Raw genomic sequence first — 11706 nt, forward strand, 5'->3', positions numbered from 1 at the left:
TGGGGCCGCCCCTGTCCGCAGGACTTGGGGCGACTCCGGAAGCCGCCCCAGAGGGCGACTCCCTTGCGTCGCCCGTCCTTGTGCCGGTCATGGTAGCCGCACCCCGCCTGTCGCCACACCCTGTCACCGCGATGTCACTGTGCACGTAGCACAAACGCAGTGGGAGACCAGAAGGTTCCCCGAATACCGCAGTTCTACACGGCTTCGGCCACACTCGGTCAACAACTGCTCAGCAACGCACACCTACCCGGTCACTCCCCGCGCATCCACTGCTCCATCACCGTAAGCAGATGATCCGGATCGACCGGCTTCGTGACGTAGTCGGAGGCCCCGGACTCGATGGCCTTCTCCCGGTCGCCCTTCATGGCCTTCGCCGTGAGCGCGATGATCGGCAGCCCGGCGAACTGCGGCATCCTGCGGATCGCCGTCGTCGTCGCGTAGCCGTCCATCTCCGGCATCATGATGTCCATCAGGACGACCGTCACGTCGTCGTGCTGTTCGAGGACCTCGATCCCCTCCCTGCCGTTCTCGGCGTACAGCACGGACAGGCCGTGCTGCTCCAGGACGCTGGTGAGCGCGAAGACGTTACGGATGTCGTCGTCGACGATGAGCACCTTCTCGCCACCGAAGAGGAACGTGCGCCGCTCCTGCGGCGCCCCTTCCTGACCGGTGCCCGCCCCCTGCTCCTGGGCGCGCTCCTGCGCAGGCGCCGCCGGCACGTGCTGCCCGGGCTGTCCCGGCAGCGCCGGCCGCTGTTCGGGCGCGGCCACCTGCCTGCGGCGCCGCCTGAAGAGCGCGGCGGGACCGTGCTGGGTGTCCTGGTACGACCTGACCTCCGGCGGCATCGACGCCTCGGGCGGCATGACGTCCATCGGCACGGCGTGCATCCCCGGCTCGATCGTGGGCGCGAGCTGCGGGTAGCCCTGCGGCGGCAGTTCGCTCGCGTGCAGCGGCATGTACAGCGTGAACGTGGAGCCACGCCCGGGCTCGCTCTGCGCGTGGATCTCACCGCCGAGCAGCCGCGCGATCTCGCGGCTGATGGACAGGCCGAGGCCCGTACCGCCGTACTTGCGGCTCGTCGTCCCGTCGGCCTGCTTGAACGCCTCGAAGATCACGCGCATCTTGCCGGACGCGATGCCGATACCGGTGTCGGTCACGGAGAAGGCGATCAGATCACCGTCCGGCTCCCGCAGGGAGCCCGCCTCAAGGAGCTGCTCACGGATGGCGTCGGGCACGTCCGCGCCCGCCGGCCTGATGACCAGTTCGACGGCTCCGGAGTCGGTGAACTTGACCGCGTTGGACAGCAGGTTGCGCAGCACCTGGAGCAGGCGCTGTTCGTCCGTGTGGAGCGTCGCGGGCAGTTCGGGCGAGACCCGTACGGAGAAGTCGAGGCCCTTCTCTGCGGTCAGCGGGCGGAATGTGGCCTCTACGTAGTCGACGAGTTGCACCAGAGCGATGCGGGTCGGCGACACGTCCATCTTGCCCGCCTCGACCTTCGACAGGTCCAGGATGTCGTTGATCAGCTGGAGCAGGTCGGAACCGGCGCCATGGATCGTCTCGGCGAACTCGACCTGCTTCGGGGTCAGGTTCGAGTCCGCGTTGTCGGCGAGCAACTTGGCCAGAATCAGCAGGGAGTTGAGCGGCGTACGCAGCTCGTGCGACATGTTCGCCAGGAACTCGGACTTGTACCGCATGGAGACCGCGAGCTGCTCGGCGCGCTCCTCCAGGACCTGCCTGGCCTCTTCGATCTCGGTGTTCTTGACCTCGATGTCGCGGTTCTGCTGGGCGAGCAGCTCGGCCTTCTCCTCCAGCTCCGCGTTGGACGCCTGGAGCGCCTTCTGGCGGTTCTCCAACTCGGCGGACCGCTCACGCAGTTGCTCGGTGAGCTCCTGCGACTGCTTGAGCAGCACCTCCGTCTTCGTGTTGACGGAGATGGTGTTCACGCTCGTCGCGATCATCTCGGCGATCTGGTTCAGGAAGTCCTTCTGGATCTGCGTGAACGGCTGGAACGTCGCCAGCTCGATCACGCCGAGGACCGTTCCCTCGAAGAGCACCGGCAGCACGATGACGTGTGCGGGCGGCGCCTCCCCGAGCCCGGAAGCGATCTTCAGGTAGCCCTGCGGCACGTTCTCCACGAGGATCGCGCGCTTCTCCTGGGCCGCGGTCCCGATGAGCGTCTCACCGGGCCGGAACGAGGTCGGCATGGACCCCATCGAGTACCCGTAGCTGCCGAGCATGCGCAGCTCGTACGCGTCCTCGGGCGCGGAACCGGCCTCGGCCTCGTCCGTCGGCAGCGCCAGGAAGAACGCGCCGTGCTGGGCGGAGACGACCGGCGTCAGCTCGCTCATGATCAGCGAGGCCACGTCCTCCAGGTCGCGGCGGCCCTGCATCAGGCCGGAGATACGGGCGAGGTTGCCCTTCAGCCAGTCCTGCTCCTCGTTGGCGATCGTGGTGTCGCGCAGGTTGGAGATCATCTTGTTGATGTTGTCCTGAAGGACCTGGATCTCGCCCGCCGCGTCGACGTCGATCTTGAGGTTCAGGTCGCCGCGGGTCACCGCCGTGGCGACGGCCGCGATGGCGCGCACCTGGCGGGTCAGGTTCCCGGCCATCTCGTTCACGGACTCGGTCAGGTCCCGCCAGGTGCCGTCGACGTCGCGCACGCGGGCCTGGCCGCCGAGCTGGCCCTCCGTACCCACCTCACGGGCGACCCGGGTCACCTGCTCGGCGAACGAGGACAGCTGGTCGACCATCGTGTTGATGGTCGTCTTGAGTTCGAGGATCTCGCCCCGGGCGTCGATGTCGATCTTCTTGGTCAGGTCGCCCTTGGCGATGGCGGTCGTCACCATCGCGATGTTGCGGACCTGTCCGGTCAGGTTCGACGCCATGCCGTTCACGGACTCGGTGAGGTCCTTCCACGTACCGGAGACTCCCGGTACGCGGGCCTGCCCGCCGAGGATGCCGTCGGTGCCCACCTCGCGGGCCACGCGGGTCACCTGGTCGGCGAACGAACTCAGCGTCGTCACCATGGTGTTGACCGTGTCGGCGAGCTGCGCGACCTCGCCGCGCGCCTCGACCGTGACCTTCTTGGTGAGGTCGCCGTTGGCGACGGCCGCCGCGACCTGCGAGATGTTGCGCACCTGGCTGGTCAGGTTGTTGGCCATCAGGTTGACGTTGTCGCTGAGGTCCTTCCAGATGCCCGTGACGCCCCGCACGCGCGCCTGACCGCCCAGCTGGCCCTCCGTACCCACCTCGCGGGCCACGCGGGTCACCTGCTCGGCGAACGACGACAGCTGGTCCACCATCGTGTTGACGGTCGTGACGAGTTCGAGGATCTCGCCCTTGGCGTCGACGGTGATCTTCTTGGACAGGTCGCCGCGGGCGACGGCCGTGGTGACCTCGGCGATGTTGCGCACTTGAAGGGTCAGGTTGTTGGCCATGCCGTTCACGGACTGCGTGAGGTCCTTCCAGGTGCCGGAGACACCCTGGACCTCGGCCTGCCCGCCGAGGATGCCCTCCGTACCCACCTCGCGGGAGACCCGCGTGACCTGCTCGGCGAAGTTCGAGAGCTGGTCCACCATCGTGTTGAGGGTGTTCTTCAGCTCCAGGATCTCGCCGCGCGCGTCCACGTCGATCTTCTGCGACAGGTCACCCCGCGCCACCGCCGTGGCGACCTGTGCGATGTTGCGCACCTGGGCGGTGAGGTTGCCGGCCATACCGTTCACGGAGTCGGTCAGGTCGCGCCACACACCGGCGACGCCGGGCACCTGCGCCTGACCGCCGAGCCGGCCTTCCGTACCCACCTCGCGGGCCACCCGCGTCACCTGGTCGGCGAACGCGGAGAGCTGGTCGACCATCGTGTTGATCGTGTTCTTGAGTTCGAGGATCTCGCCGCGCGCGTCCACGTCGATCTTCTGCGACAGGTCACCCCGCGCCACCGCCGTGGTCACCTGTGCGATCTGGCGCACCTGCGAAGTCAGGTTCCCCGCCATGAAGTTGACGGAGTCGGTGAGTTCCTTCCAGGTGCCGGACACGCCGTCGACCCGCGCCTGACCGCCGAGCCGGCCCTCGGTGCCCACGTCGCGCGCCATGCGCGTCACCTGGTCGGCGAACGAGGACAGCTGGTCCACCATCGTGTTCACGGTGTTCTTCAGCTGAAGCATCTCGCCGGACACGTCGACGGTGACCTTCTGCGACAGGTCGCCGTTGGCCACGGCCGTCGTCACCTGCGCGATGTTGCGGACCTGGCCCGTCAGGTTGCGGAAGGCCGTGTTGACGGAGTCCGTCAGGTCCTTCCACGTACCGGCCGCGCCCTGCACATGCGCCTGGCCGCCCAGCTCACCCTCGACACCGATCTCCCGCGCCACACGGGTGACTTCGGAGCCGAACGCGGACAGCTGGTCCACCATCGTGTTGACGGTGTTCTTGAGCTCGAGCATCTCGCCGGCGACGTCGACGGTCACCTTCTGCGAGAGATCACCGTTCGCCACCGCCGTCGTGACGGTCGCGATGTCGCGCACCTGCGTGGTCAGGTTCCGGAAGACCGTGTTCACCGAATCGGTGAGGTCCTTCCACGTCCCCGCCGCACCCGGCACATTCGCCTGCCCGCCGAGCTGCCCCTCGGCACCGACCTCGTTGGCCACACGCGTGACCTCGTCGGCGAACGTGCGCAGCGTCTCGGTCATCTGATTGATCGTCTCGGCGAGCTGGGCGACCTCACCGCGTGCCGACACCGTCACCTTCTGCGACAGATCACCGTTGGCGACGGCCGTCGTGACCTGCGCGATCCCCCGCACCTGAGCCGTCAGGTTGCCGGCCATAAGATTTACGGAATCGGTGAGGTCCTTCCACACACCCGCCACACCCGGCACCTGCGCCTGGCCACCGAGCTCGCCCTCCGTGCCCACCTCGCGGGCCACCCGGGTCACCTCGGAGGAGAAGGACGACAGCTGGTCCACCATCGTGTTGACGGTGTTCTTCAGTTCGAGCATCTCGCCCGCGACGTGAACCGTCACCTTCCGGGACAGATCACCCTTGGCCACCGCGGTCGTCACGAGAGCAATGTCACGCACCTGCGCCGTCAGCCGGTACGCCATGGTGTTGACCGAATCCGTGAGGTCCTTCCACGAACCGGACATACCGCGCACCCGGGCCTGACCGCCCAGCTTGCCCTCCGTGCCCACCTCACTGGCCACCCGCGTGACCTCGTCGGTGAACGTCGACAGCTGGTCCACCAGGTTGTTGACGGTGCGCCCGACCTTGAGGAACTCGCCCCGCAGCGGATGACCGTTGCCGTCCGGCACCTGCGAACGCAGCTCCATACGCGGCGACAGATCGCCCTCCGCGACCGCCGTGAGCACCCGTCCGACCTCGGAGACCGGGCGTACGAGGTCGTCGACCAGGGCATTCGAGGCGTTGATCGCCGCGGCCCAGGAGCCCTCACAGGCGCCCGTCTCGAGCCGCTCGGTGAGCTTTCCCTCGCGCCCGACCATCCGCCTCACCCGCGACAGCTCGCCGGTGAGGTGCAGATTCCGGTCCGCGACCTCGTTGAAGACCGCCGCGATCTCGGCCATGAGGCCGTCACCCGACACCGTGAGGCGCTTGCGGAAGTTACCGTCCCGCATCGCCACGAGACCGGCGAGCAGTCTGTTCAGGGCAGCGGTGTCCACCGCTGTGGTCCCATTGCGCGGTTTACGCTGTTTCGCCAGGGACTGTCCGCCCTTTGCGCGCGTATTCGTGCCTCGCGACGCTGCGCCAGACTCCACTGTGTCCCTCCCGCAAGGGTCGGCCGTACTGCTCGGATTACTCGGGTTCTCTTCGGAATCCTGCCCAGTGTTTCACCATGGCAGAACCAGGCCATAACAGTTCGGCAGCTTCGCACACCGTCCGCACACCCTCCGGGCGGAAACACAAGCGACCGGCATCCGCATGGACGGCGAAGGTAAGTAACCTTGCATGCGGCTGTCCACCCACCCCGGTCCGCCCGGCCAGGGCGGTGGTTTGAGGACGACGGGCATCGGAGGGGGCGGCCGCGCCATGAGTTCGGGAGACATGGGCGTCGAGACTCGTATGACTGATACAGGGAGTTCTGTGATCACCGCGCGCGCGGCTGCCACCTTCGACCCCGTCGGGCGGTCCGTCGCGACCGCCCGCGCCTTTGTGCGCGACACCCTCCAGGGGTGGGGCTTCCCCGACATCATCGACGACGCGGTCGTCCTCACCAGTGAACTCGTGACGAACGCCGTCGTGCACGCCGGCACCTCCGCCGAGGTCCTGTGCCTGCGCACCGACGACGGCGTACGCGTCGAGGTCGCCGACCGCTACCCGGAGCGCGAGATCCCGCTCCAGCAGTCCGCGATCAACATGGGCAACCCCGACCGCGAGGGCGGCCGCGGCCTCCAGCTCTGCGCGGCCCTCGCCACCCGCTGGGGCGTCGACTACACGCCGACCCACAAACTCGTCTGGTTCCAACTCGCCCTTCCCCAGCGCTCGGTGGGCACCCGCACCGCGGGCCCCGCCCTCCCCACCGACCTCCTCCCACTGGCCGACAGCAGAGTGCGGGTCGCCGTCGTCCAGATCGACCGCACCGGAGCCGTCTCCGCCTGGAGCGAGGACGCGGAACATCTCTTCGGATACGTCGCCGAACAGGTCATCGGAAAACCCCTCACCGACTTCGCGGCCTGGCCGCACACCCCCGGCACGAGCACGGGAATCGCCGACGCGCTGCAGTTCTCGCGCTGGGAAGGCAGCTACGGCATCCGCGGCGCCAACGGCCGCGTCACACCCGTCTACGCCTCCCACCTGCGCGTCCGCGACGCCGACGGCGACCCCTCCACGGTCTGTCTCCTCGTCCGCGACCACGAGCGCGCCGTCCTGCAGACCCCGCTGCGCGGCCAGACCACCTCGGAGAGCGGCACGCTGTCCGAGGGCAACGCGTCCGACCCGTTCGAGGTCTTCATCGGCTCACCCGCCCCTGACGACCTCGATGGCCTGCTCCAGCGCACCGTCGAACGCGCCCGCGACATGCTCGACGGCGACTCCGCCTTCCTGCTCCTCGCGACCGATGACGAGACCGAACTGGAGGTCCGCGCCTCCACGGGCCTTCCGTCGGCCCGTCAGCGCTTCGCCCGCGTCCCCGTGGAGGTGGGGCCCGGCCGCTACGGCTCGGCCCGCATGCCGGCCGTCCACGAGGACCTCACGGTCGTCCCCGGCGCCGTACCCCTTCTCAACGGCACGGGCATGCGCTCCGTCGTCACGGTCCCGCTCAAGGTCGAGGGCCGCCTCACCGGCTCCCTCGGCGTCGCGGCGGAGGCACCCGACCGCTACTCGAACGAGGAGGCCCTGCGCCTCCAGTTCGCCGCCGACCGCATCGCCCTGGCCGTCGAGTCGGCCCGCCTCGGCGAGCTCGAAAAGCTCCGCCGCGGCTCCCTGAGCTTCCTCGTCGAGGCATCCGACCTCCTCGCCGGCACGCTCGACCGCGACCAGACCCTGGCGCTCATGGCCCAGATGACGGTCCCGACGCTCGCCACCTGGTGCGCCGTCTACACGATCGCCGACCAGTCCTCGGAGCCGTACCTCTCCTACGTCCTGCACGAGGACGAGGAGCGCATCGACGGCCTCAAGGCGCTCCTCTCCAAGATCTCCCCGCCCGACCCGGTTCCGACCCCCGGAGCCCGCGTCTGGGCGGCACCTGCCGAAGCGGCCCACCAGGCGGCTCTGCGGACGTCCAAGCGCAGCCTCGGCCTCGGCGCGCCGGCGAGCGTCAGCTCGGGCATCGGCACGACCCTCGCCACGGCCTCCGCGGTCGGCGGCGAGACGGTCGTCCTCCCCCTGGTCGCCCGCAACCGCGTCATCGGCATGCTCACGCTCGGCAAGCCGTCCGACGAACACTTCCGCCAGGAAATCCTGGAACTGGCCGAGGACTTGAGCCGCCGTGCCGCCCTCGCCCTGGACAACGCGCGCCTCTACTCGGAGCGCATGGCCATCAGCCAGTCCCTCCAGCGAAGCCTGCTCCCGCCGGAGCTCCCGCACATCCCGGGCGTCGAGGTCGAGGTCATCTACCGCGCGGCCGGCGAGGGAAACGAGGTGGGCGGCGACTTCTACGACCTCTTCCCGATCCGCGACGGCGCCTACGGCTTCGCCATCGGCGACGTCTGCGGTACGGGACCGGAGGCCGCGGCGGTCACCGGCCTGGCCCGGCACGCCCTGCGCCTCCTGGCCCGCGAAGGCTTCGGCGGCCCCGCGGTCCTGGAGCGCCTGAACGCCGCGATCCTCGACGAGGGCGCCCGAAGCCGCTTCCTCACGCTCCTCTACGGGGAGTTGTGGCCGCAGGAGGACGGCTCGGCGGTCCTGAAGATGGTCTGCGCCGGTCACCCGCTCCCCCTGCGCCTGCGCCAGGACGGCACGGTCGAGCCGTACGCGGAGCCGCAGCCGCTGCTCGGCGTCATGGAGGACCTGGAGCTCTATGAGCAGACGATGACGCTCGACCCGGGCGATGTCCTCCTCTGTGTCACGGACGGCATCACCGAACGCCGCGAAGGCACCCGCATGCTGGGCGACGACGGCCTGGCGGACGTCCTGACGACCTGTACGGGTCTGACGGCCGGCGCGGTGGCGGCCCGCATCATGCGCGCGGTCGAGCGTTTCGCGTCTGACGCCCCTTCGGACGACATGGCCATCCTGACCATGCGTGTCCCGGAACTCCAGAAGGACTGAGAGCCCAACGCGAAAGGCCCCCGCCCGAAAGGGCGGAGGCCTTTATCTCTGAGCCCCCAAGCGGAATCGAACCGCTGACCTTCTCCTTACCATGGAGACGCTCTACCGACTGAGCTATAGGGGCCTGTTGCTTTCCCGGGGTTTCCCCCGCAGCAACGGAATTAAGCATACCCGAACTTCAGCTCGGTTCGAACCGCCCCGCCCGCGCGTCAGAAAGCGGGCTGCAGCAGCCCACCGAGCGCGTTGCACGCGGAGACGACCTTGTGGAGTTCGCGCCGCGACAGCGTGCCACTGACGGGCAGCGCCAGCGTCTCGTCGGCGGCCCGCTCCGTCTCCGGCAGCGCCACGTCACGCCGGAACTGCGGCAGCCGGTGCACGGGCGTCTTCACCGGCACGCGGCAGTCAATTCCCCTGGCCCGTACGGCATGCGCGAAGGCGTCCCGGTCGGGCCGCCCGTTGCCGGGCACCCGGACGACGTACTGCTGGTAGGTGTGCCGCTCGCTCCCGGCGGGCGTCCGTACGCCACTGAGCCGCGCGTTCAGATAGCCGGCGTGCGCCTGCCGCTCGGCGAGCCCGTCGTGCGGCTGCTCCGACTCGCCCTGCTCCAGGACGAGCAGCCCGCGCCGCCCACCGATCTGCCGGAGCCGCGCCACATCGGCCGGCTGCCCGAAGCGGTGTACGGCGATGATCGCCGCGGTGTGCGCACTGACGCCGGCCTCGACCGAGGCGGGGGCGAGACAGTACGTGTCGGGGTCTATGTCCGCGAACACCGGCCTGGCACCGGCCAGTTCGACGGCCTCCGCAACCTCGACGTTCCCGTAGGCGGGCACGATGACCTCGTCACCGGTTCCGATACCGGCGGCCCTCAGCATTGCAACTGTCCCCATGGCACGGGATGTTGGCCGCGCAACGTGAACGACAAGTGACGCAAAACAAAAAAGAGCTGGTCCCTGAACCGAAGTTCAGGGACCAGCTCTATAAAAGGAGTTCGGCGGCGTCCTACTCTCCCACAGGGTCCCCCCTGCAGTACCATCGGCGCTGTGAGGCTTAGCTTCCGGGTTCGGAATGTAACCGGGCGTTTCCCTCACGCTATGACCACCGAAACACTATGAAACTGTCAACCGCACCACGCTCTGTGACAAACGTGGGGTTGTTCGTGGTTTCAGAACCAACACAGTGGACGCGAGCAACTGAGGACAAGCCCTCGGCCTATTAGTACCAGTCACCTCCACCCGTTACCGGGCTTCCAGATCTGGCCTATCAACCCAGTCGTCTACTGGGAGCCTTAACCCCTCAAGGGGGTGGGAATACTCATCTCGAAGCAGGCTTCCCGCTTAGATGCTTTCAGCGGTTATCCTTTCCGAACGTAGCCAACCAGCCATGCCCTTGGCAGGACAACTGGCACACCAGAGGTTCGTCCGTCCCGGTCCTCTCGTACTAGGGACAGCCCTTCTCAATATTCCTACGCGCACAGCGGATAGGGACCGAACTGTCTCACGACGTTCTAAACCCAGCTCGCGTACCGCTTTAATGGGCGAACAGCCCAACCCTTGGGACCGACTCCAGCCCCAGGATGCGACGAGCCGACATCGAGGTGCCAAACCATCCCGTCGATATGGACTCTTGGGGAAGATCAGCCTGTTATCCCCGGGGTACCTTTTATCCGTTGAGCGACGGCGCTTCCACAAGCCACCGCCGGATCACTAGTCCCGACTTTCGTCCCTGCTCGACCCGTCGGTCTCACAGTCAAGCTCCCTTGTGCACTTACACTCAACACCTGATTACCAACCAGGCTGAGGGAACCTTTGGGCGCCTCCGTTACTCTTTAGGAGGCAACCGCCCCAGTTAAACTACCCATCAGACACTGTCCCTGATCCGGATCACGGACCCAGGTTAGACATCCAGCACGACCAGAGTGGTATTTCAACGACGACTCCCCCTGAACTGGCGTCCAGAGTTCAAAGTCTCCCACCTATCCTACACAAGCCGAACCGAACACCAATATCAAACTGTAGTAAAGGTCCCGGGGTCTTTCCGTCCTGCTGCGCGAAACGAGCATCTTTACTCGTAGTGCAATTTCACCGGGCCTATGGTTGAGACAGTCGAGAAGTCGTTACGCCATTCGTGCAGGTCGGAACTTACCCGACAAGGAATTTCGCTACCTTAGGATGGTTATAGTTACCACCGCCGTTTACTGGCGCTTAAGTTCTCAGCTTCGCACACCCGAAAGTGCACTAACCGGTCCCCTTAACGTTCCAGCACCGGGCAGGCGTCAGTCCGTATACATCGCCTTACGGCTTCGCACGGACCTGTGTTTTTAGTAAACAGTCGCTTCTCGCTGGTCTCTGCGGCCACCCCCAGCTCATGAAGTAAATTCAATCACCGGTGATGGCCCCCCTTCTCCCGAAGTTACGGGGGCATTTTGCCGAGTTCCTTAACCATAGTTCACCCGAACGCCTCGGTATTCTCTACCTGACCACCTGAGTCGGTTTAGGGTACGGGCCGCCATGAAACTCGCTAGAGGCTTTTCTCGACAGCATAGGATCATCCACTTCACCACAATCGGCTCGGCATCAGGTCTCAGGCACAAGCTGTCCGGATTTACCTAGACAGCGCCCTACACCCTTACCCCGGGACAACCACCGCCCGGGCTGGACTACCTTCCTGCGTCACCCCATCACTCACCTACTACAAGTCTGGTCCGTCGGCTCCACCACTTTCCTTTCCCCGAAGGGTCCGGAACGGCTTCACGGACTTAGCATCGCCTGATTCAATGTTTGACGCTTCACAGCGGGTACCGGAATATCAACCGGTTATCCATCGACTACGCCTGTCGGCCTCGCCTTAGGTCCCGACTTACCCTGGGCAGATCAGCTTGACCCAGGAACCCTTAGTCAATCGGCGCACACGTTTCTCACGTGTGTATCGCTACTCATGCCTGCATTCTCACTCGTGAACCGTCCACAACTCGCTTCCGCGGCTGCTTCACCCGGC

At 66.7% G+C, this 11706-nt stretch carries 3 protein-coding genes, 1 tRNA gene and 2 rRNA genes (1 of these 6 running past the window's edge); 1 reads left to right on the top strand and 5 read right to left on the bottom strand.

Annotation, left to right across the window (positions count from 1 at the left end):
- Positions 1-251: 251 nt before the first annotated feature.
- Positions 252-5762: a HAMP domain-containing protein gene (locus tag OHO83_RS15150; protein ID WP_266674817.1), complete on the bottom strand. Its 5511-nt coding sequence runs from the start codon at positions 5760-5762 to the stop codon at positions 252-254.
- A 325-nt stretch (positions 5763-6087) separates the two neighbouring features.
- Here OHO83_RS15150 and OHO83_RS15155 point away from each other — a divergent pair, with 325 nt between their 5' ends.
- Complete coding sequence (locus OHO83_RS15155; protein ID WP_382521410.1) at positions 6088-8712, top strand: SpoIIE family protein phosphatase; 2625 nt, start codon at positions 6088-6090, stop codon at positions 8710-8712.
- A 51-nt stretch (positions 8713-8763) separates the two neighbouring features.
- Here the strand turns inward: OHO83_RS15155 and OHO83_RS15160 are convergent.
- From OHO83_RS15160 to OHO83_RS15175, 4 genes are all read right to left on the bottom strand, one after another.
- Positions 8764-8836: transfer RNA gene (locus tag OHO83_RS15160), tRNA-Thr, on the bottom strand.
- An 85-nt stretch (positions 8837-8921) separates the two neighbouring features.
- A complete protein-coding gene (locus OHO83_RS15165; protein WP_266676683.1) occupies positions 8922-9584 on the bottom strand; it encodes a DegT/DnrJ/EryC1/StrS family aminotransferase in 663 nt (220 codons plus the stop codon).
- A gap of 114 nt (positions 9585-9698) precedes the next feature.
- Positions 9699-9815 (bottom strand): 5S ribosomal RNA (rrf, locus tag OHO83_RS15170).
- Positions 9816-9904: 89 nt separating this feature from the next.
- Positions 9905-11706, bottom strand: a 23S ribosomal RNA gene (locus OHO83_RS15175); it runs 1321 nt beyond the window's last position.

Source organism: Streptomyces sp. NBC_00569 (assembly GCF_036345255.1).
Taxonomy (GTDB): Bacteria; Actinomycetota; Actinomycetes; order Streptomycetales; family Streptomycetaceae; genus Streptomyces.